Annotated in this window: 13 protein-coding genes; 9 read left to right on the top strand and 4 right to left on the bottom strand. The window is 68.8% G+C overall.

The features are described 5' to 3' along the window. Nucleotides 1-27 precede the first annotated feature (27 nt). The 4 genes from OG842_RS24875 to OG842_RS24860 all read left to right on the top strand — a co-directional run bounded on the left by OG842_RS24875 (nucleotide 28) and on the right by OG842_RS24860 (nucleotide 5648). On the top strand, nucleotides 28-2937 hold the full coding sequence (locus tag OG842_RS24875; RefSeq protein ID WP_328512680.1) for a Z1 domain-containing protein: 2910 nt from the start codon (nucleotides 28-30) through the stop codon (nucleotides 2935-2937). Nucleotides 2938-2951: 14 nt separating this feature from the next. Beyond that, nucleotides 2952-3404, top strand: coding sequence for a very short patch repair endonuclease (locus OG842_RS24870; protein ID WP_328512500.1), 453 nt, complete (start codon nucleotides 2952-2954; stop codon nucleotides 3402-3404). Then, nucleotides 3401-4354 (top strand): DNA cytosine methyltransferase, encoded by a 954-nt coding sequence (locus OG842_RS24865; RefSeq protein ID WP_328512499.1) that lies wholly within the window; start codon nucleotides 3401-3403, stop codon nucleotides 4352-4354. Before OG842_RS24870 ends, OG842_RS24865 begins: the two co-directional genes overlap by 4 nt. 70 nt (nucleotides 4355-4424) lie before the next feature. Further along, complete coding sequence (locus OG842_RS24860) at nucleotides 4425-5648, top strand: DNA cytosine methyltransferase (protein WP_328512498.1); 1224 nt, start codon at nucleotides 4425-4427, stop codon at nucleotides 5646-5648. A 21-nt stretch (nucleotides 5649-5669) separates the two neighbouring features. Here the strand turns inward: OG842_RS24860 and OG842_RS24855 are convergent, their stop codons facing one another. From OG842_RS24855 to OG842_RS24845, 3 genes are read right to left on the bottom strand one after another with little or no spacing between them, the layout of a single operon-like run. Then, nucleotides 5670-6560 (bottom strand): DUF6339 family protein, encoded by an 891-nt coding sequence (locus tag OG842_RS24855; protein WP_328512497.1) that lies wholly within the window; start codon nucleotides 6558-6560, stop codon nucleotides 5670-5672. Next, nucleotides 6557-7549, bottom strand: coding sequence for a hypothetical protein (locus tag OG842_RS24850; RefSeq protein WP_328512496.1), 993 nt, complete (start codon nucleotides 7547-7549; stop codon nucleotides 6557-6559). Before OG842_RS24850 ends, OG842_RS24855 begins: the two co-directional genes overlap by 4 nt. Continuing rightward, the gene (locus OG842_RS24845; protein WP_328512495.1) at nucleotides 7546-9651 is read right to left on the bottom strand and encodes a helix-turn-helix domain-containing protein; all 2106 of its coding nucleotides are present in this window, start codon (nucleotides 9649-9651) and stop codon (nucleotides 7546-7548) included. Before OG842_RS24845 ends, OG842_RS24850 begins: the two co-directional genes overlap by 4 nt. Before the next feature lie 613 nt (nucleotides 9652-10264). Here OG842_RS24845 and OG842_RS24840 point away from each other — a divergent pair. The 5 genes from OG842_RS24840 (at nucleotide 10265) to OG842_RS24820 (ending at nucleotide 22472) form a co-directional block, all read left to right on the top strand. Then, nucleotides 10265-10615 (top strand): hypothetical protein, encoded by a 351-nt coding sequence (locus tag OG842_RS24840; protein WP_328512494.1) that lies wholly within the window; start codon nucleotides 10265-10267, stop codon nucleotides 10613-10615. A gap of 112 nt (nucleotides 10616-10727) precedes the next feature. Beyond that, the gene (locus OG842_RS24835) at nucleotides 10728-15500 is read left to right on the top strand and encodes a DEAD/DEAH box helicase (RefSeq protein ID WP_328512493.1); all 4773 of its coding nucleotides are present in this window, start codon (nucleotides 10728-10730) and stop codon (nucleotides 15498-15500) included. Beyond that, nucleotides 15497-17410, top strand: coding sequence for a UvrD-helicase domain-containing protein (locus OG842_RS24830; RefSeq protein WP_328512492.1), 1914 nt, complete (start codon nucleotides 15497-15499; stop codon nucleotides 17408-17410). Before OG842_RS24835 ends, OG842_RS24830 begins: the two co-directional genes overlap by 4 nt. After that, on the top strand, nucleotides 17407-20637 hold the full coding sequence (locus OG842_RS24825; protein ID WP_328512491.1) for a helicase-related protein: 3231 nt from the start codon (nucleotides 17407-17409) through the stop codon (nucleotides 20635-20637). Before OG842_RS24830 ends, OG842_RS24825 begins: the two co-directional genes overlap by 4 nt. Next, complete coding sequence (locus OG842_RS24820) at nucleotides 20634-22472, top strand: DUF1998 domain-containing protein (protein WP_328512490.1); 1839 nt, start codon at nucleotides 20634-20636, stop codon at nucleotides 22470-22472. Before OG842_RS24825 ends, OG842_RS24820 begins: the two co-directional genes overlap by 4 nt. An 8-nt stretch (nucleotides 22473-22480) precedes the next feature. On the opposite strand, the gene OG842_RS24815 is transcribed toward OG842_RS24820, so the two are convergent. Beyond that, nucleotides 22481-23116 carry an ATP-binding protein gene (locus OG842_RS24815; protein ID WP_328512489.1) on the bottom strand — a complete coding sequence of 212 codons (636 nt, stop codon included), beginning with the start codon at nucleotides 23114-23116 and terminating at the stop codon, nucleotides 22481-22483. Between the last annotated feature and the right edge of the window lie 50 nt (nucleotides 23117-23166).

The raw sequence follows: 23166 nt of genomic DNA, 5'->3' as shown, positions 1-23166 counted from the left end.
CGCCCTCCCGAGGAAGCCGTTCCCGCCATGACCGACCACCTGTCCAACCTGCACGGCGACGTCCTGGCCGCGATGCGGCGCGGTCCCAAGCACTTCACCAAGCTGGCCTTCGTCCTCTCCGAGGCCGACGAACCCGCCGACACGGAGCTGAGCCACTTCCGGGACCGGATCGCCGCCGCCGGTCCGGGCGACGAGCTCACCGCGCTCTGGCACCGCACCCTGACCTCCTGGGACCTGGCGGAGCAGGCCGACTGGTCCGCCGCCCCGCCCCGCACGGACGCCCGCCGCACGGACACGTACAACCGCCTCGGCTTCGGCGCCGATCTGCGCAAGGCACTCGACGGAGCGGTCCCGGTCTTCAAGGAGCCGGGCCCCACCGTCATCAGCAAGGAGTTCGCCTCCTGGTACTCCCGTGACTCCGCGGCCGCCCGCTCCTTCTACTGGAACTCCTACGAGCAGCTTCTGCGCCGCAAGGGCTGGTCGGACGCCGCGGTGGCCGGCCTGGACGAGGCCAGCCACGCCGTGGTGGAACGCCTCTCCGACCCCACCCGCACCGAGGCGTACGGCGCCCGGGGCCTGGTCGTGGGCTACGTCCAGTCCGGCAAGACCGCCAACTTCACCGGTGTCACGGCGAAGGCCATCGACGCGGGCTACCGCCTGGTCATCGTCCTCGGCGGCACCCTGAACCTCCTCCGGGACCAGACCCAGCGCCGCCTGGACATGGAGCTGATAGGCCGGGAGAACATCCTGCGCGGAGCCGACCCCTCGGACCCGAACGCCCTGGTCGGCATCGACTACCAGGACGACGAGGACTGGCCGGCGAAGTTCGTCAGCCACGGGCACCGCCCGTTCAACATCGAGCGCCTCACCACCCGGGACGACGACTACCGCAGCCTCCGGCAGGGCATCGGGGCCCTGGAGATCGAGAAGCGCGAGAAGCACCTGCCGCTGTACGTCCCCGACAACCTGCACCGCGCGGCCGCCCGCGTCATGGTCGTCAAGAAGAACAAGTCCGTACTGACGAACCTGGTGAAGGACCTCAGGAAGATCGGCCCGATCCTCCGCGAGATCCCGACCCTGATCATCGACGACGAGTCCGACCAGGCTTCCGTGAACACGTCCGACCCGAAGAAATGGGAGTCGGGCCAGACGAAGCGCACGGCGATCAACGGCCTGATCTCCGAGCTCCTGGGCCTGCTCCCGCGCGCACAGTACGTCGGCTACACCGCCACCCCGTTCGCGAACGTCTTCATCGACCCGAGCGACGGCGAGGACATCTTCCCGCGCGACTTCCTCATCTCCCTGCCGCGCCCCGTCGGTTACATGGGCGTGCAGGACTTCCACGACCTGGACGGCGAGGGGACGGCCGAGGAGACCCACGTACGCGGCATCCACGACGACACGGGCGACCGCCTCCAGGAGGCGATGGACGCCTTCGTCCTCACCGGCGCCCTGAAGCTCTACCGCGCCGACCGCGGAGTCCCCGAGGGCCCGTTCCGCCACCACACGATGCTGGTGCACGAGTCGGTGAAGATGGACGACCACGCGGACCTGGCGCTGCGCATCAACACCCAGTGGCACAAGGCGGGTTACACCTCCCACGAGGGCCACGCCCGCCTGGAGAAGCTGCTCGTCGACGACTTCGCCCACCACGCGGACGACGGCCTCCCGACCCCGTCCGCCTACGCGGACCTGCGCCCGTACGTCTCCCGCGCCCGCCAGCTCATCAACGCGGGCGGCAACCCGGTCCTGGTCGTCAACGGCGACACGGACCGCTACTTCTCCCAGATCGACCTGGACTTCGACCGGACCCCGAACGTCTGGAAGATCCTGGTCGGCGGCACGAAACTCTCCCGCGGCTTCACGGTCGAGGGCCTCACCGTCACCTACTACCGCCGCACCACCCGCCAGGCCGACACCCTGATGCAGATGGGCCGCTGGTTCGGCTTCCGCCCCGGCTACCGCGACCTGGTCCGCCTCTACATAGGCCGCGAGGAACCCCTGACCAAGACGCAGACGGTCGACCTGTACGAGGCCTTCGAGGCGATCTGCCGCGACGAGGAGACCTTCCGCTCCCAGCTCTCCCGCTACGCGGAGCTGGTCGACGGCAAACCTCAGGTGACCCCCGCCCAGATCCCGCCCCTGGTCTCCCAGCACCTGCCGTGGATCAGGCCGAGCGGCCGCAACAAGATGTTCAACGCGGAACTGGTCGAGATCCGGTCACCGGGCCAGTGGGTCGAACCGACCGCGTACCCGACGGACGCGGCGGACCTGCGGCACAACGCGGAGGTGTGGCGCCCGGCCCTGAACTCCCTGGGCTCCGCCCTCGTCACCCTCACGTGCTCGTCCCTCGAACACGGTCGCAGCGACAGCTACGAGGCCCTGCTCGGCACCGTCGGTCACGACACGCTGCTGAAGATCCTCTGCGACCTCCGTTGGTCCGCGCCCTCGCAGTTCTCGCCCCATCTGGAGTCCCTGATCACAGCCGGGGAGTCCGGCGCGGGCATCGACGACTGGTTGGTGATCGCCCCGCAGCAGACCTCGGCCCGCCGCACGGAAGCGACGATCCTCGGCTCCCGTCCGCTGTCCCTGGCACACCGCGCCCGTCGCCGCGGCGACCTCTTCGGTGCGATCAGCGAGCCGAAGCACCGAGGGGTCGCCCTCCGGGTGGCAGGCGCCATCGAGGACTCGGGAGACCCGCTCGTCGAGTCCCTCGTCCGTGAGCGCCGCGGCGTACTGGTCCTGTATCCCGTGGTCGAGAGCGAACCGCGACCGGCCGCCGACGGCTCGATCGACCCCCGGCACCTGGTGATGGCCTTCTCCCTGGTCGCCCCGAAGTCGTCGGCCGACAGCGGGACGACCCTGGTGCGCTTCCGCACCATCGATTCGGGCAGGAGGGATTTCGCGATCATCGACCGGACGACCGACGGGGCGTAGGAGACTTGGCAGTGATGAGTACCGCGAAGCCTTCCTCCCCCGAGGTCTCCGCCCGAATGAGCCGACAGGCGAGCCGCGACACCAAGCCGGAGGTCGCGGTCCGCAAGTTGCTGCACGCCTCCGGCTACCGCTACCGGGTCAACGAGCGGGTGCCGGGGATGTCCCGGCGGACCATCGACATCGCTTTCACCCGGGCGAAGGTGGCGGTGCTGATCGACGGGTGCTTCTGGCACGGGTGCCCTGTTCACGCCACGCAACCGAAGTCGAACGCCGAGTGGTGGCGCGCGAAGCTCGAACGGAACATGGCGCGGGACCGGGAGACGAGCGAGCATCTGGCCGGGGAGGGGTGGACGGTGTTGCGGTTCTGGGAGCACGAGGCCCCGGGCGGGGTGGCCGAGCAGGTGGCGAGGGCCGTCGACCGGGCAGGGATTGTCCGCCGTACGCGACGCAGGAGTGGGGACGAGTGAGCGGGCTTCGTTTTGTGGATGTGTGCGCTGGAGCGGGGGGACTGGCGCTGGGGCTGGAGCAGGCGGGCTTCGAGCCGGTGCTGTTGCTGGACAGGAAGCCGGTGGCCTGCGAGACGCTGCGGCTCAATCGACCGGCCTGGAAGATCCTGGAGATGGACCTTCTGGATTTCGTGCCGGACGAGTACCCGGAGACCTACGACGTCGATCTGCTCTCGGCCGGGCTGCCGCGGGTCAAGTCCAGCGCGACAGCGGCGAGGGCGGAGAGCGGTGAGGAACTGCGCCTTCTGGAAGCAGCCGTGCTCCTCGCGCATTCCGTCCAGCCGCGCGCCCTGATCATCGAGAACGTGCCGGGGCTGGTGGATGCCCCGGAGTTCGAGGACGTGCGGGAATTCATCCGCAAGGAACTCGAACATCTCGGGTACCGGTTCCTCTGGTTCGTACTGAACGCGGCTGACTTCGGCGTGCCGCAGGACCGTAAGCAGGGAGTGCTCGTCGCGTTGAAGCAGCAGTACTTCGACGCGTTCAGCCCGCCGGTTCCGACGGTCGACAGCCATGCTCCGGTGGGCCCCGCACTGCGCGACTCCATGGCCGCTCGCGGTTGGTCGGGGGCGGACGCGTGGGCGACGCAGGCCCTGAGTGTCGCTCCGACTCTCGTGGGCGGCTCGGAGAACCGGGGAGGGGCGGATCTGGGACCCACGGGAACGAAGAAGGCCTGGGAACGCATGAGGGTCAACGGCGGAGCGCTGGCCGACGAGGTCCCGGGCCCGGAGGCCGACCCCTCGGAAATGATCAAACTCACGGTTCCGCAGACCGCCCTGCTGCAGGCGTTCCCGTCGAAGTGGCAGTTCGCGGGAAAGAAGACCGCACGCTACCGGCAGATCGGCCACGCCTCTCCCCCGCCGGTCGGGACGGCACTCGGGCTGGCGATCGCCGCGGCCCTGAGCCCGTGATCGGGAGCGGGGCGGCCGCCCTGGAAACATCGGACGGAGTGATCTTGAACGCCGGCTACACTTGCACACCATGACCCACGCCCCTCGCCACTCGCTTCCGCCTGCGAAATTCGGGATCGTCGATCTCTTCGCCGGGCCCGGTGGCCTCGACATCGCCGCCGTGATCATGCGGGACGAGGGAGTGGAGAGCATCGGTGTCGAATGGGACCCTGCCACGCGTGCGACGCGGGCCGCCGCCGGTCTGCTGACCACCGAGGTGAAGGATGTCGCCGAGCTCGGCCCGTGCGACCCCTCGGTCGTTCACGCGACGGTGCTCACCGGTGGGCCGCCCTGCCAGTCGTTCTCCGTCGCGGGAAGCCGGAAGGGCCACAAGGAGCTGGACACCGTGCTGCGCCTGGCCACGCAGCTGGCCGACCACGAGGACGAGGCCGCGTTCGATGTCGCGTGGAGCGAGGTCAAGACCAAGACGGACGCCATGCCCGACAACCGCACGGGGTTCGTGCTCCAGCCACTGCGCTGGATCATGGAAGCAAAGCTCAAGCGTGGCAGGCCGTACGACGTGGTCGTCCTGGAACAGGTGCCCACCGTGATGCCGGTATGGAAGCACTACGTCAAGATTCTCAGGCGGGCCGGCTACGCGGCCGATGCCCACGTCCTGCACTCCGAGGACTTCGGCGTACCGCAGGCGCGCCGGCGTGCTGTGCTGATCGCTCAGTACGACCCGGAGAACGTTCATCGCAAGGTCCGGTTCCCGGAAGCGACGCACCAGCGGTACAAGAAGGGTGCCGAGCGACAGGCACCGGCACCCGACCACCAGGACGGCTCACTGTTCCCGGTCCCGCACGACGGCGGAACGGTCGCGCCATGGGTTTCCATGGGGGACGCTCTGCGCGCGACGCGCCCCGATGACTTCGTCATGGTCTCCAACTACGGCTCCGGCGGGGATCCCAAGAAGCGGGGGCGACGCACTTCCGACGACCCCGCACCGACGATCACAGGCAAGGTACGACGTAACCGTCTCTTCCTCCTGAAAGAAGGCGATTCGGGTGTGAAGGAGGACGGCGAGGAGCTGGAACGGCTGACGTTCGAAGAGGCCGGACTCCTCCAGTCGTTCCCGGCCGCGTACCCCTGGCGGTCCACCGATGTGGCCCAGCAGATCGGCAACGCGATCCCGCCCCGCCTCTCGCTCCACATCCTGAGCATGGCTCTGCTGCGCGAACCGCCTCGGGAGAAGTGGTACACGCTGCTGAAGGAGTGGAAGCCGGAGGGCCCGCGTCCGGCCGAGGACGTCTGAGGTCTTCGGCCGGGCCCGGTGTCAGGCCTCGTCGTCGGCCGCCTCCCTGCCGCGCACGGGGGCATCGGCGAAGAGCGTCGCGAAGTGGTCGACGAGCGTGGCGACGGAATCCTCCGGAACCCGTTCCTCGTCCGGTCCCTCCGGAAGCGCCCTGCGCGGGACGGCCGGCGCCCATTCCGCGGCGGCGATCCATTCCTGCGACGGTCGGCCGTCCCGATCGGTGTCCGGAGCCAGGACGTCGTACATGAGCGTGGCCGCGGAGGCGTTGACGGCCCGTGTGAGCGCGTTGATCTCCCGGCCGGTGCTCACGGTGCCGCAATCGATCAGGCGCACCAGCGCCTGTGCCGTCGGCCGATGGTCGATCGCATCGAGCCGCAGCGCCGTGTTGAGCATGTCCTGGTGGGTGCAGACGGTCACCACCGGCCCGTAGTCCGCCCCGTTCCTGAACAGCTCGGCCGCCCACCAGAGCCGGGCGAACGCCTGGGTGTAGGCCGCGCCGCGGAATCGCGTGGCCGCGACCTTCGGGACCTCGCCGTCCTTTCTGGGTTCCGGCATGTGACGCCAGACGATGTAGTCGGGGGCCACGCCCAGTGCCAGGTAGTTCCACAACCTGCGGTCGGCGGCCTCGCGGCGGCTGAGTCTCAGGGTCGCGTGGAGCCGAGGCGCGAGCCAGGCATCGGCCGCGGTCGGCCTGCCGTCCCTGAACTCGTGCAGCGCGTCGTCAACGAGGTCACGGACCGGCATCAGCGCCCCCCGGGCCTCCTCCCCGGGCAGCGGCTCAGTGATCTTGTTGAGCCCGATCGCCGGAACGTCCTCCTTGCCGGTGAGTAGCCCGTCGGTGAGGTACTGCGCGGCGTTGAGGTCCGCGAGCAGGGCCAGTCGGCCGGGCAGGTGGATCGGCTTGTCGGTCATGCGTCGGTCCCCCGGTGGAGTCGGTCCAGGCCACGGATCGTGGCGGTGAGGGCCTTGGGTACGTCGGCCCTGCGAGTCGCGGCGTAGTGGATCCGGGGCTGGAGATCGGTCCACCCCGATGTCCCGGTCCTCCGCCGGTGGACCTCGCGCAGCGCCTCCTCCAGCGGACGGCCGGGAACGACGTCGGGGAGCATCTCGCGGAGGACCTCGCCCCGCCAGTCGAGGGGGAAGAGCGGCGTCCCGTCGTCCTCGATTTCCAGATCGCCGATGGCGGTGTGGAACACGGCGGTCCACACGTCCGTGCACATCTGGGCGATCAGCAGATCGCGGACCAGGTTGTCGACCGGTGAGCCGTTGCCACCGACGAGGTCGGTGATGCCCTCGAAATCGGTGTTCACGTGTACGGCCGGCAGATCGCCCGAGGTGTCGACGATCCAGGGCACGTCCCTGAAGGGGCGCAGCCACTCCGGCCCCTCCCGGAAACCGACTTCGGCGACGTCGAGCTCCCGCTCGCGCAGGGGCGCATCGGCCTTCAGGTCGATGATCCAGTCCTTCTCGGAGGCGGCGATCACGCGTCCCGGCACTCCGTCCACCGTGGCGACCACGTGGACCGACATCGTGGCCCGGTCGAGATGGTCCACGCGCCACAGGTCGAGGCGACCGGTCCACTCACGGCCGCCTTCTGCCCGGGGCTCCAGGCAGACGGTGGTCCGGGCGTTGGTGGCTCCTTCGGCAAGGACGGCGACGACCGCGACGTCGGACCAGGGGCCATCCGGATCGGTGGCCCTGCCCGGGACGGTGGCCGAGAGCGTCAGGCGGACGCTCTCCCACTCGTCCCGCCCCGCCGCTCCGGGAGCGACCACCTGCTCGACGGCGGAGAACGCGCTGGTGTCGAGCGGTTCCCGGATCTCGCCCGGCCCCCTCAGCTCGACGGCATTGACCCGGAGCGAGACGACCCCGGGAAGTCGCCTGTACGGATAGACCCTCATGCCTGGCCCCCCTTGTCGGTACGGAGTTCCACGACGAGGCCGCTGTACGCGGCCCGTACCGGATGGGTGGACACGTCCGTGGTTCCCCGAAAGGTCGCGCTGCGCGCGCCGGGCGCGAAGTGGATCGCACCGTCGACCACTTCGCAGTTGTGCACGGCGACGAGCTCGGACCAGGCCAGAACCGGCCGGGGACCGGAGCGCACGTCCAGCTTGGCCACCGGCGCGGGGCGCCAGGAATCGCCGCCTGCGGAAATCCTCACCTCGGCCGTGACACACCACGCGCCCTCGCCGTCGATCCGGGCGTCGAGCTCCTCCAGTGTCGGCGGCCCCGCCGCTGTCGTGGGTCGTGCCGCTTTCCGCCCTCCCACCGACAGGCTCTTGCGCAGCCGCTCCGAGCCACCGTTGCGCTTCTTCTTGGGCAGCGCGACCAGGTCGCGCACGGCCTTGTTGGTCTGGTTGGTGAGTGCGGCGATCCGTCGGTAGGCGGACGGCGAGTACAGCATCCGCAGTTCTTCCGTCTGCCCCCACTTGTCGTGCTCGGGCGGCTCGGAGGCCCGGAGGAACGCCTCGGCCTCGTCCGCGAAGGGGGCGTCGTCGCCCGCCGCGTTGCCGGCGAGCAGCACGGCCTGGAAAGGGTTGGTGCCGACGGGCAGTCCGGGCACCCAACCCGCCTTGACCGTCATGCGGTTGCCCCGCATCGTCGTCACCCTGTTCGGCTTCCCGTCGTCGCGGTCGTCGGCCTCCGTGACCAGCAGGACCGCCTGGTGCTCACCGCCGCTTCCGTGTCCGGTGCGTCCGGGCACGACGAGCGGCACGGCCGCCATGGCCACCTGCCCGGATTCGGTCAGTCGCTCCACCGTCGTACCGTCCAGGAATGCCTGCAGCGCACGCGTCCGCGAGGGTTGGGTGACCCGCGGGTCGACCCTCGTCTCCGGAAAGATCTCCGCTCCGTTGCGGAGCGTCCGCACGGAGGCCTCCAGCAGAGGCCGCTGTGTTCCCCCGCCGGTCATGGCCGCCCAGAAGTTGCGTCCGAGGGCCTCCAGGAGCCGGTGGTGCATGCGATGAACGCTGTCGTCGTCCTCGACGTCGTCGTTGCGCTCGGTCCCCTCGACGAGGCTCGCCACGTCGTGAGCGCCCACAACCAGGAACGACGTGCCCGGCTCGGCGCTCTCGCGCGTGAGATGGAGGCGCTCGACACTCTCCTCGTCGGCCCACCACGAGCGGGTGACGTCGGCGTCCTTCGCGTCCGGGTCGGGCCGACCGAACCAGGCGGGGCCGGCCCAGGGTTGTCCGTCCACTTCCCGCCAGGGCAGATCCAGCCGACCGATGAGGCGTCGTTCGGTGCGTCCCTCGTGCGGTTCGGACAGGGTGGAGTTCATGAGCACGAGGCCGAGCCGGCTCGTCGCCCAGAGCGTCGCCTTGCCGAGTCCGTACGAACCACCGGCGCCGCTCGCCGACTTGTGGCTGTCGAGCTGGCGGCGGACGACCGCTGCGAACCGACCGGTCTCGTAGTCGTCGCCGGTCAGTCCGGAGGCGTTGTAGTCGTCGACGCGGAGGAGGACCAGCCGGTCGCGCTCGTACATGTCGCGCAGCCCGGCGGCGATCACCCGTCCGACCTTCTGGTCCTGGGCGGCCGCCGCCTCGTAGTGCGGGAGGAGATCGTCCCAGCGGATCTCGTCGCGGAATCGGGCCAGTGCCTCACCCGTCAGTTCGTGCAGCGTGTAGCGCACGCGGACCGGTTGGTTGAGGTCGAGACGCTCGTCGAGGCTGTTCTGCGTCGCCTCGCGCGCCAGCACCTCGACGTCGGCCTCGAAGGCGAAGGCCGCCGCGTTGCCGAAGTCGCGGCCCCCGTCGGCGTATCCAGGACGGTGGGACCAGGAGACCGGGAGGCCGGCCAAGGTGTCGGCGGTACGGGTGTGGATGGTTCCCAGGTCGGTGTCGAGAGCCTCCGCGATCTTCGCGATGGTCTCCTCGCGAGGCGTCGCGCGCCCGGTGATCCAGGCCGAGACCGCCGCTCGCGTCAGCCCGACACGCTGGGCCAGCTCGGCCTGACTCATGTGCGACTGCTTCAGCTGCCGTGCGAGCCAGGGACCGAAATCCATGCCGCTCTCCAACGTCACCACTCCTCGGCTGCCGCGCTGCTCATGGGCCAACCGTACACGCCCATTTGACGAGCCCGGCCGGATGACAATCCTGATTGACATCACGCCTGGAGCCCCAGAACGGTTCCCGCCACTCCATCAAAAAGATGTCGCATAGCACCCAGGATTCGAACCAAGTCCGAGAATGCACCGATTACCCAGAATTTCCCCGATGGCCCGAATTGCCCACCCCGTGAAGCTCGCAGACCTGCGGTGAAACGTTCTTGCGGCGTTCGCAAATGGTCGTGTACGGTCAAGGCGGGCAAAGCCTGGCCACCTGGAATCGGCATCGATTTCAAGAGGCCTTATTCGGCATGCCGGACACCGGAACCAGTTTTTTTGCCCGCCACGCAGCACAGAAAAAATATTCCCCCGACTCCTTGCGTAAGCGGCGGGAGTGGGATTCGATCCATCCGCATCACGAATTCACCATCACCACCCCGGAAACTTCATTCATTTCGCGGAATTCGCACTCGTCACCCCGTGTGCATTCAGCCATTCTGCACGTGCGCCATCTTCCGAAACCGCCCGAGCCGACAACGCGCAAATGTTCGCGAGAAGTAGGGGTACCACCATGCCCGAATCCCCCGAGTCCGGGGACGATTTCGACATCGTCGACCAGTACGACTCCACCGAGGACCCCTGGCTGCGGTCCGAGTTCCTGGATGCCATCGGCACGACCCGCCCCTACATCGATGCCCTCCGGCGCAGGCGGGACGCCGAGCGCGGGGCCGCGAAGTCCACCCCGCCGCAGGACGGGCCCACCGCCTCCGCGCGGTCCGGGGAAGCACGCCGCCGCATCCTCCGCACGCGTCGTCGCCCCCGGGTCGTCGTGACCCGCCCGCCGAACAGGGGCCAGGGACGCCGCCGGTACCCGCGTGCGCGCCCTCGGGTCGTTCTCGTCGTCATCCTCGAACTGGACTGACCCGACACATCGTCAGACTCCACGTCTATCGTTCACTTGTCGGTCGGCCGCACCCCGCAGCGGCCGGCCCCGGCTCTCCGCGCTCAGTTCACGGCAATGGAATGGGATCACTTTGAACCACCCCGATGCGACGGGCAGTTCGGGCACCTCGCCCGTCATCCGCAAGATCGTCGAACAGTCGACGCGCGTGCTGGAGACATACCGCGTGGACCCGGGGCTGATCCTGGAGCATGCCAACGGTGAGCGGCGGATCACTCAAGGCGGGTACGGGGACCGCCAGTTGTTCGAGTTGGTGCAGAATGCCGCCGACGAGATCGCCGAATCCCCCGGCGGGAGGGTTCATGTCGTCCTCACGAGGACCCATCTCTACTGCGCCAACGAGGGAACGGCCGTCACGCCCGAAGGCGCGGAGACCATTCTCCGGATGAGTGTGTCGAAAAAGCGTGGGGGGCAGATCGGGCGCTTCGGGGTCGGCGTGAAATCGATCCTGGCCGTGACGGACACCCCTCAGTTCTTCAGCACGTCCGGCTCGTTCGGATTCGACCGGGCATGGTCGTACGAGGAGATCCGGAAGGCGCGCGGGACCGCACCGGACGAGACGTTCGAGGCACCCGTGCTGCGCATGGCCCGTCCGCTGGACGCCGCGAAGGAGCGCATGGAGGATTCCGTCCTCGACGCCCTGCTCGGCTGGGCGACCACCGTCGTCCGGCTCCCCCTGCTGCCGGGGGCGGCGGAGCGGCTCGGTCACGACATGCACGCCTCCACGGACAGGGGCGAGGCCCGGCAGGAGTTCCCCGCACGGTTCCAGCTCTTCTCCCACCACGTCGGGACGGTGGTCCTGGAGGACACCCGCGCCATGCCGCCGGTCCGCCGTGAGATCACGGTCGACCACGAGGGCTCCCACCACACCATCAACGAGACGCGAACGGGCAAGCCGGAATCGCGCTCGACCTGGAAGGTCTTCACGCACGCCCACAGCCCCACCGAGAAGGCCCGCGCGAGCGCCGGCGAGATGCACGACCGCGGGACGATCGACATCTCCTGGGCCGTTCCGGACTACACGGGCGACACCGTGCTCGTCGCCCCCAAGGGCCGCGGCGAGTTCTGGTCGTTCTTCCCGACGAAGTACCCCATGACATTGAGCGGTGCCCTCAACGGCGCGTGGAAGACGAATGAGGATCGACAGAACCTCCTGGACTCCAGTCCGTTCAACCAGGAGATCATCCAGGTGGCGGCACGGCTGGTGGTCGAGTCGCTGCCGCAGCTGGCCCCGGCCGAGGACCCGGGCGCGTACCTTCCCCTGCTTCCCGGCCGGACCAGGGAATCGGAGACCCTGAACTGGGCCGACAGGTATCTGACCGAGCAGATCTGGAAGTTGGCGGCACAGCTTCCGTCCCTCCCGGATCAGGACGGCATCCTGCGGACCCCCCGGGATCTGAGGATCCACCCCGCTCCCCTGCGCAACAAGCTGCCGCTCAAGCTCGAATGGCTCCGCATGTGGAACGCCTGTCCGGGGCGGCCGTCGAACTGGATCCACCCCTCGGTGGAGGCCGCCGAGTTCCGTGCCGGCAAGGTCGGGCACATCCTCGAAGAGACCAAGCAGGGGCGTGCGACGGTACGGGAATGGCTGGAGGCGCTCGTGTCGTCCGGTACGGCCGAGGCCTCCGCCGTCGCGATCCGGATCCTCGCCGCGATGGTCCGGGAAGCATCTCCCTTCGCCGCCGAGGCCCGCTCGGCACGCATCGTGCTGACCGAGGAGAGCGGGTTCGTGCCCGCGGTCGTCGGCAAGGTCTTCCGCCGCACGGTTCAGGACGGCCTGCGGGACGGTACGACCTACGTCGACCGGAGACTGTCCGAGGACGAGTCCCTGATCAGCGATCTCACCGAGATCGGCATCCAGGAAGCGGACTCCCGAGGCCGCTTCATCGGCGTCCTGGAGCAGGGCTTCGGCGGCTACGGCCCGCAGGACTGGACCCGCTTCTGGGAACTGTTCCACAGCGCGGGTGGCAGCCAGGTCAGCGGAGAGATCCGCGCCCGCGTCCCCGATCCCCTGACGACGCTGTTCGTGCGCACCGTGGACGGTCGCTTCCACCGCATGGAGGACTGCCTGTTGCCGGGGCCGGTCGTTCCCGGCAACGGATCCCGGGACGGTTCGATCGCCGTGGACCTGGAGTTCCACTCCGACGACAGGATGGTCTTCCACGACTTCGGCCTGCGCCCGGTACCGACCTCCGGGCACCGCCCCTCGACGGAACAGTGGTTCGACGAGTACCGCACGGCCATTTTCGACAGCTACTGCAAGACGCTGAGCAGCAGCGCGGGCCGCCCCTCCATCCAGCGGCTCAAGCTGGACGGCTCCCCCGTCGGCGGGCCGCTGCACCTCCTGGAGCTGCTGTCCGACGAAGGAAGGGCCGCCTTCGTCAAGGCGTTGCCGGACGCGAGCGTCATCGACACCTGGACCATGCAGTTCGGCGCCCAGGTCTCCACTCGCAAGGCGATCTACTCGCCCCTGCGCTGGATGCTCGTACGCCATGGCAGGGTTCCCACCTCGCAGGGCGTCGTCCCGCTCTCCAGCGCTGTGGGTCCACAGCTCCACGCCTACGCCGATGTCCTTCCCGTGGCCGACATCAGTGCGGAGAAGGCACGCAAGCTGCATCTGCCGGTCCTGGTGGACGACGTCCCCAGGAACCAGTGGGACCGGCTTCTCGAACAGCTCGGAAGCAGCGACGACGACACCTTCGTCGGACGCACCTACGTGATGCTGACCCGCCTGGAGGTGGACTTCCCGGAGGGTGAGCTCACCCGTTGCAGGGTGGGGTCCGAGTGGTCCGGCCGCGAGGATCACGAGATCGCGGTGGCCGCCACCGACGCGGAGTACCGGGCGCTTCGCGCCGAACAGCTCCCGGCGCTGTTCGCGGGCAACGCGGAGGATGCCGCGCTGCTGGTCAAGACGTGGGGGATGCTCCGCTACGCCGATGTCATCAGCAAGGAAAACCGGCACGTGGGGATCGGTGAACCCACGTCCCTGCACGACGAGTTCCCGACGCTTCGCCGGCGCAAGGGCAATTCGATCAACAACTACAGACTGCTGCGCTGCTCGGAACTGGAGGAGTTGACCCGCACGCCTCAGGGAACCCGGGCCACTCCGCTCAGCAGCGCGCTCCAGGGCACCACCGTCCTCGTCCTCGAACCCGAGAGCCGGCTCGCCGCGCTGATGGCCGTCGACAAGGAGCTGCGTTGGGGTCTGGGGGAGTCCGGGTGCAAGGCCGTCCTCGATGCCCAGGAACGTGAGGAGGCGGACCAGCAGTTGCAGGCTTCCCTGCGCCGGGTCCGGGATGCGCAGAGCGTCGAGGAGAAGCTGGAGCTCCTCATCGGTGCGACCGCACTCCGCGAGGGACTGCCCCCGGGGCTGTTGGAGAGCGAACGTGCCGAGCTCGGCGGCGTCGAACCGTCCGCCCGTCGCATCGCCCGCATGGCGTACAACGCGCACGGCGACGGCGTCCTGCAGACGCATGCCAAAGACCTCCTGGCGGCGTTCCCCGGCCAGGCGCCGTCGAGTTTCACCGGTTCCTCGCCCGCGGTGAAGTTCGTCTCCGAGTTCGGGTTCCCCGACTCCTTCGCGGGTGCCAGGGCTCCTTCGCTCCCGCCGAGGGTCGAGGTCGCTGGCCCGACGGAGTTCCCTCGCCTGCACGACTACCAGGAGCGCCTCGCGACGAAGGTCTTCGCGATGCTCGACCGATTCACACCGCAGCGCGGGATGCTCTCGTTGCCCACCGGCGCCGGCAAGACCCGGGTCGCCGCGGAAGCCGTCATCCGCTGGATCAAGCAGGTCGGAGAGCTGGCCGGTCCCATCCTCTGGATCGCCCAGACCGAGGAACTGTGCGAGCAGGCGGTCCAGAGCTGGAGTTTCGTCTGGTCGAAGGTGGGCGCCGAGTCTCCCCTGACGATCAGCAGGCTCTGGACGACCAACGAGGCCGGGCCCGTCCGCGACCGCCCTCACCTCGTGGTCGCGACGGACGCGAAGCTGCGCAACTGCCTGGGCACGGAAGGGTATGCCTGGCTCAGGTCGGCCTGCCTCGTCATCGTGGACGAGGCGCACGTCGCCATCTCTCCCCAGTACACGGAGATCCTGGCCCACCTGGGTCTGACCGCCCGCGAGACGCAACGCCACCTCCTCGGACTCACCGCCACCCCCTTCCGCAACACCAACGACGAGGAGACCAGGCGTCTGGTCCAGCGCTTCGGTGCACAGCGGCTCGACGACGGGGTCTTCCCGTCGGGGGACGCGTACGCCGAGCTCCAAGATCTCGGCATGCTGGCCCGGGTCACCCACAAGGAACTATTGGGTGGCACCATCGTGCTGACCAGTGTGGAGAAGGAACAGGCCGATCAGATGAGCCTGCTTTCGAAAGCCGCCGAGAAACGTCTGGCCGAGGACCAGGACCGCAACAACCGGATCCTGGAACAGATCGGAAACATGCCGGCCGACTGGCCCGTGCTGGTCTTCGCCACGTCCGTGGACCACGCCAAGTTCCTCGCCGCCAAGCTCAAGGACCTGGACATCACCGCTGCTTCGGTGGACTCGACCACATCCCCCGGCGAACGCAGGAAGAGCATCGACGACTTCCGCCGGGGGCGGGTCCGGGTACTCACGAACTACGGCGTCCTGACCCAGGGGTTCGACGCCCCGGCCACCCGCGCGGTCGTCATCACGCGTCCCACCTACAGTCCGAACGTCTACCAGCAGATGATCGGTCGCGGTCTGCGCGGCCCCGGCAACGGAGGCAAGGAGACCTGCTTGATCCTCAATGTCCGGGACAACATCACCAACTACGACAAGGCGCTCGCTTTCACGCAGTTCGAGCACCTGTGGAGGGCGAAGTGAGCGACGCCTACCTCGGCAGCCCGCCCCTCACGGCAGAGCAGCAGGCGGTGGTCGACCAGCCGTGGGACGCCCGGCTGCTGGTCACCGCGGGCGCGGGTGCGGGCAAGACGCACACGCTCGTCCGTCGCCTCGATGCCCTCGTGGGCGACGAGGAGGCGGCGCTCGAAGCCGGCGAGATCCTGGTCCTCAGTTTCTCCCGGGCCGCGGTCCGGGAGTTGCGCGAGCGGATCGCACTCCACGCGCGCCGGGCCCGTCGGGTCAGGGTCCAGACCTTCGACTCCTGGGCGTACTCCGTGCTGCGGAGCGAGCAGCCGGACCGTGACTGGAGCGGGCTCCGGTTCGACGAGCGGATCAGGGAGACCACGGAAGCCATCCTCCGCGGGGCGGTCGAGGCCGGAGAGCAGGGCGCTCCCGCGCATGTGGTGATCGACGAGGTCCAGGACCTGGTGGGCGACCGCAGGGACATGGTGGAGACGCTGATCGATCGGTTCCAGGACAGCTGCGGCTTCACGGTGGTGGGCGACGGGGCGCAGGCGATCTTCGGGTTCCAGGTGTCCGACGAGGACGCCCGTGCCGCGGAGACGAACTACTTCTTCGACTGGTTGCGCGCGTCCTTCGTGGACGACCTGGTCGAGTTGCATCTCTCCACCAACTTCCGGGCCCGCACCGACGAAGCGCGTACCGCTCTGTCTCTCGGCGGTGCGCTGCAGGGACTGCCGTCCGAGTCGGCGGAATCGGACGCGGCTGGAGAGGAGTTCCACCGCAAGTTGGTCGATCTCCTGCGCTCGTGCCCGGATTTCGGCGCCCCGGAGGACCCTTTCACCATCAGCTCGCTGCGGGAGTATCCCGGTACGTGCGCGATCCTGTGCAGGGACAACCGGCAGGCGTTGGTGCTTTCGGACGCGCTGTTCTCCCTGGGGGCGGAACACTGGATGCAGCGGGCCCTCCAGGATCGTCCCGTTCCCGCGTGGGTCGCCTCCGTGCTGCGCGGGACGGGATCCACCACCCTGGCCGAGGAGCGTTTCCAGGCGCTTCTTTCCGAATGCCCGACACCGCCGGTCGGCGATCGCGCACGGATCTGGCGTTCTCTGCGCGGTGCGGCACGCGGGCCACGTGGGTTCCTCGATGTTCCGGCCGTGCGCCGACTGGTCGCCGAGGGACGTTTCCCCGACGATCTCGCCGCCGTCGAACCCGCCGATCTGGTGGTGTCGACGGTGCACCGGGCCAAGGGGCTCGAATTCGACCGCGTGATCGTGGTCGAGCCCGCGCCGATGGCCGAGCTGCGCAAGCAGCACAGCCACGTGGATCCGGCGGCCGAGGCCAGGGCGCTCTATGTCGCGATGACCCGCTCCCGGGACGACCTGTTCCGTATCGCCGCACCGGACACGGCGCTCATCCGCAAGGACCGCGCGACCGACCGCTGGTACCTCGGGGGCTGGAAGTCCTACATCCGCGACGGCATCGCGGCCACGGGGCGGGATGTGTGCCGCGAGCACCCGCCGGGCACGGACGGGTTCTCGGACGATGCCGGAGCGGTCCAGGACTATCTGACCTCGTCGGTCTCCCCCGGCGACGAGCTGGTTCTCCGGGCCCAGCACGAGCTGCCCGTCGCCGCCGACCAGAGCCCCCCGTACACGGTCCTCCACGAGGACCGGCCGATCGCGGTGGTGTCGGAGCAGTTCCGCAAGGACCTGTACGCGTCCTTGAAGATCAACAAGACATGGGACATCAACTGGCCTGTTTCGATCACCGGGTTCAGGGTGGACTGCTTGGAGAGCGTGGCCGGCAGCACGGCATCGGGCGCGCGCGCCGGACTCGGTGATCACGGAATCTGGATGGTGCCGCGCCTGTCGGGACTCGGGCGCTACAGGCGAGTCAGGAAGAACTCCCAGGAGGAACAAGGCCGATGAAGGACGACAACGTGCATTCCGCTCACTACGCGGTGCGCGAGGGGCTCGTCGCGCAGCTCCGGCAGGATCTGCTGGGTCCTGGGGCTCCCGACGAGATCCTGACGCAGGATCCCCCGATCACGACCTACCCGATCGGGGTGCTGTTCCCACGTCCCGCGGACGAAGAGGCCTCGGACGCGCTCCGCGACGACGCCTCCGAGGACGACGGCTCCGACGCCAGTCCCCTCGTCCGAGGCGGCAGGGACGTGGAGGAGGCCGTCCCCGACACCGGTGCACCGCTCGCCGGTGACAGGCGCCCCTCGTCCATGGGACTGACCTTCGCCGTCGATCCCGCCGTCTCTTCGAGCATCGTCGTGCACGCGGGGGCTGCGGCCTACGACCCGGTCGATCCGCAGGGACGTACGATCACGGCCAAGCGGGCCGAGGCGCGCAGCACTTCCGAGCAGAACGAGCACTGGCGGCGTCGCGTGCTGGATCTCCGCCCGGTCACGATCGATGTCACGGATCCGCGCACGCACCGACCCGATCCGCTCGACACGGACGGGGACGTGAACATCGAGGTCCTCGTACGTCCCGCGTCCGCGTCGACCGGGACCGTCACGGTCACCGTCACACTGATCAATTCCAAGAAGGTCGGCGAGCGGGAACTCCAGGACGCCTTCTGTCTCTACCAGCCGCGTCTCACCGTGACCACTCCTTCGGGTGCGACCGCGTTCGTGGAACGTCCCGCGGACCGACGGGCGAACGACCCGGAAGTAGCGGCGAGCAGGCTCCTCCATCGGCACGCGCCCACCTTCGCCATGGGGCACGGGTGCGCGGCCGACTGGGACTGGACGCCGCCCCCCGTGGGGGCGCCCAACACGAAACGGGCCGAGACGGCCTGCGTACGGACCGAATTCGTCCCGGCCCGCGAAGTGCTGCTGACCGACTCCAACCCCGACATCGACGACTCCGCGCTCACGATGCACGGTCTGGCGACGCTGCCGGAGACCGAGGTGCTCGCCGCGCTGAACGGCCTGATGTCCGGCTACGCCGAGTGGATCGACCGCAAGGAGGCGGAGGCGGACGCCTTCGCCGGCACGGCTCACGAGCCGCCGGCGCGTGAGCAGATCGAGCAGTGCCGCACGGCTCTCGGTCGGATGCGCCACGGCATCAGGGTCCTCGGCACCCAGCCGGACGCGATGAGGGCGTTCAGACTCGCCAACCGCGCGATGGCCCAGCAGCGCTCCCGCAGCGAGTGGGTGCGGAACGGGCGGGACGGCACCCCCGACGAGACCCTGGGCCGCTGGCGCCCCTTCCAGGTGTCCTTCATGCTGCTGTGCCTGGAGGGGATCGTCGACCCCGACCACGAGGACCGGGAGGTCGCCGACCTGCTCTGGTTCCCCACCGGTGGCGGGAAGACCGAGGCGTACCTGGGGTTGATCGCCTTCACCACGTTCCTGCGACGCATTCGGCTCGGCGAGCGCGGCGCCGGCGTCACGGTGCTCATGCGCTACACCTTGCGTCTGCTGACCCTTCAGCAGTTCGAGCGGGCCGCCGCGCTGATCTGCGCGATGGAACGCGTTCGCCTGGGCGACGAGCGGACCCTGGGGACCGAGCCCATCTCCATCGGCATGTGGGTCGGCCAGTCCGCCACCCCCAACAAGCTGTCGGTGGCCGAGGAGAGCCTGAACGAGCTCCGCAAGGGCAAGCAGCTCCAGGAGAAGAATCCGGTCCAGCTCCACGCCTGCCCCTGGTGCGGCACCCGTCTCGACGCCTTCCAGTACGAGGTCGACGAGGACGCCCGGCGGATGCACGTCCGCTGCCCCGACACCTGGTGCGACTTCCACGCGGGCCTGCCCGTCCACCTGGTCGACGAGGCCGTCTACGACGCCCGTCCGACACTGGTGATCGCCACCGTCGACAAGTTCGCCGCGATGCCGTGGCGCGAGCAGACGGCTGCCCTCTTCAACCGTGACCGCACCGACGGGACACCACCGCCCGAGCTGATCGTCCAGGACGAGTTGCACCTCATCTCGGGCCCCCTCGGCACCCTCACCGGCCTGTACGAGACCGCCGTGGACCTGCTCGCGGACAGCCCCAAGGTGATCGCGTCGACCGCGACGATCCGTCGGGCCTCACGGCAGGGCAAGGCACTCTTCGACCGCGAGGTCTCGCAGTTCCCGCCGGCCGGACTGGATGCCCGGGACTCCTGGTTCGCCGTGGAGACACCTCGGGAACGGAAGGCGAGTCGGCAGTACGTCGGTCTGCTCACGCCCAGCACAAGTCAGTCGTCGTTGCTCATCCGTACCTACGCGACGCTCCTCCATCAGGCGGCGCGCGCCGACACCACCGAAGAGGTGCGCGACGCCTACTGGACCCTTGTCGGGTACTTCAACAGCCTCCGGCTGCTCGCCGCGGCGGAGTTGCAGGTCCACGACGACGTCGATGCCTACCTGGCGTACCTGGCGGAGCGGGACGGCAGCGAGCAGCGGAAGATCCTGGAACAGACCGAGCTGACGAGCCGGGCCAACTCCAGCGAGGTGCCCACCCGTCTCAAGCAGATCGAGCAGCGGCTGCCGCACCCCGATGTCGTGGACGTCCTGCTGGCGACCAACATGATCTCCGTGGGGGTGGACGTCGACCGGCTCGGACTGATGGCCGTCATGGGTCAGCCCCAGACCACGGCGGAGTACATCCAGGCGACCAGCCGAGTGGGTCGACGCCACCCCGGCCTGGTGGCGGTCATGCTCAACTCCGCTCGTTCCCGTGACCGTTCGCACTACGAGAGCTTCCAGCACTTCCACTCCGCCCTGTACCGCGAGGTGGAATCGACGAGTGTGACGCCGTTCTCCTCCCGTTCCCGTGAGCGCGGGTTGCACGCGGTGGTGGTCGCGCTGGCCCGGATCCTGATCCCGGCGGCACGCCCGAATGACGGCGCCGGACGGATCGACGAGTTCCGGGACGACTTGGAGCACATCGTCAGGACAGCGCTGCTGGCCAGGGTGGGCGAGGTCGACAAGGACGAGTACCGGGCCACGGCCGATGCCTTCGACGAGTTCGTCGACTGGTGGGCGGACGAGGCGGCGGCCCACGGCGGACTCACCTACGAACCGAAACGCGGCAGGAGGACGCCGTCCCTGCTCCGCTCGTTCGACGACGAGAAGAACGAGGAAGCCTGGCCCACTCTGTGGAGCCTGCGGGATGTCGACGCCGAGTCCGCCCTTTTCATGGAGGCAACCCGATGACCCCTCCCCCTGCCCGTCGCCGTCGCGGCGGAGCGCCCGAGCGCAGCTACCCCCGGCGGGGCTCCGTGCGCCGCGCCCAGATGATCACGACGTACGGTGTCGGCTCGCTGGTCGCTGTCGACAACGAGTCGTTCATGGTGAGCGGAATCGACTCGTGGAACGTCAGCGAGGCACCGACCATCCACGAGCATCGGCTCGCCCGTGTCCTCGGGGTGAAGTCCTTCCGGCTCCCGCCCGCGTCCGACGACACCAGCAAGGACGGCGTCCGGGTCCGAAGGTTCCCCCTGTGGCACTCCTGCCCCAACTGCAACGCACTGCAGCATGTCCGCGGATTCAACTCCCCTCCGGGAAAGAACGAGTGCGGGGACTGTGACGAGGAACTGGTCCCTTCGCGCTTCGTCATGGCATGCGCCCAGGGCCACATCGACGACTTCCCGTACTGGAAGTGGGCCCATCGCAGTAATCGGCAGGAGGGCGACTCGGGATTCTGCGGCGGCGAGATGCGGTTGCGCACCAGCGGGAAGACCGCGTCCCTCCGTTCCATCCTGATCTCCTGCACCTGCGGAATTCCCGAGGTCTCGATGGAGGGGGCGTTGCGCCGCCAGGCACTGTCCGGGCTGAAGGTGTTCTGCAGCGGTCGGCGCCCGTGGCTGAAGGACGCCCCGACGGAGCACTGTTCGGAGACTCCTCGGGGGCTCCAGCGTGGTTCGTCCGTGGCCTGGCAGCCCATCGTGAAGACCGCGTTGTCGATTCCGCCGTGGAGCGACGGCCTGGCCGCCCGCCTCGAACCGTACTGGCAGGACCTCCGCGAACTGGGGTCGGACCCCGCCGCGATCAAGATCTATCTCAAGGCATTGACCATGAAGGAGACGTACGAGTTCTCCGTCGACAAGGTCCTCGCCCTCCTCGAAGCCGAGAATCACGAGGACGTGGCACCCGAGCAGGAGCAGGGCACGGACCACGCCTATGTGACGCTGCGGAAACAGGAGTACGAGCGGCTGAGCGAGGGCAAGCCCGAGAGCGAGTCGGACCACGAGGAACAGTTCATCTGTGAGCCTCCGCGCTCTTCCACGTCCCCCCTCGCCCCGTACGGCGTGACGGGCCCGATGCTGGTCAAGCGACTGCGCGAGGTCCGGGCCCTCAAGTCGTTCTCCCGGGTGGACACCCCCGACACACATGTCGACGTGCACGAAGCACCTCTGTCGCTGACCCCGATGGACTGGCTGCCCGCCATGGAGGTCCAGGGCGAGGGCGTATTCCTCCGACTCGACGAGGAGCGGCTCGACTCCTGGGCACGGAGCGCCGCGGTCGCCGCCCGGGTCGAGCGGATCAGGAACAACCACCTGCGCATGTTGCGCGAGCGCGCGCAGGACGCACAGCTGATCCCCGACTCGCCCGCGAGTCCCCGCATGGTGCTTCTGCACACCCTGTCCCACGCGCTGATCAACGAATGGAGCCTGGACGGTGGTTATCCGGCCGCGTCCCTGAGGGAGCGGCTGTACGCGGACGGCACCATGGCGGGCGTACTCATCTGTACGGCAACCAGCGACTCCGCCGGCAGTCTCGGCGGCCTGGTCGCCCAGGGGGAACCCGATCGCCTGGAGCCGTCGTTGCACTCGGCGCTGCGCAGATCCCAGTGGTGTTCGGCCGACCCTCTCTGCGTCGAATCCCATGCGAGCGGGGTCGGCGGCATCAACCTCGCCGCTTGCCACGCGTGCGTGCTGTTGCCCGAGACCAGTTGCGAACACAACAACGGCCTGCTCGACCGCGCGCTGCTGATAGGGACCCCGGAGGATCCGTCGATCGGTTTCTTCCACGAGGCACTGCAACTCTGACCCCGCGGTCATCCAGCCGCTCCGAGCTCGGCCTCGAAGTGCGACTGGGCGCGGTCAAGCGCCTCGTCGGGGTCGTGGCCGTGCGCGCGCAGCCAGTGGAGGAGGTCGGCGATCAGATCGATCGCCGCCTCCTCGTGGGCCGCGACGCCCACTCGTCCCGCCCCAGGATGCTCGCCCTCACGGCCACCCGCGTAGAGCGTCAGGCACGCCTCGCTCTTGGCAACCCTCGGATCGTCGATGTGGCCGGCGGGCGAGATCAGGGGCGTGGCCAGGTCGCACCAGACGAGCTTGGACTCCGTGCCGGGAATCACGCCCCACCGTTCCGACACGGCGGCCAGCATCGCCAGGCCACGCCCCGACTCGTCGTCCGGACCGGCGGACAGAAGTGTGGGAAGGGCGCAGGCTCCAGAATCGCGGAGCGCGACCCGTAGACGCGTGCCGTTCATCTCGACCACGAGCGTGCTCGGCGTCCCCGCGCCGACATGCCGAATTACATTCGCCACCAGCTCGCTCACACAGATCTCGGCGGCATCGGCCACGTCCGACAGACCCCACAATCGCAGGTGCAGCCGCACGACGCGTCTCAGCGCGGCAACCTCTTCGGGCTCCGCCAAGAAGGGCAGCTCCCAGCGCCTCCGCGTCATGCAGCCGTCGATTCCGTTCGCCACAAGCACACGCCTTTCACCGGAGCAGG

It is taken from the genome of Streptomyces sp. NBC_00376 (assembly GCF_036077095.1).
In the GTDB taxonomy this organism is placed as follows: Bacteria; Actinomycetota; Actinomycetes; order Streptomycetales; family Streptomycetaceae; genus Streptomyces.
The sequence above is the reverse complement of the archived record's forward strand: the minus strand, read 5'-3'. Positions and strand labels throughout refer to the sequence as shown.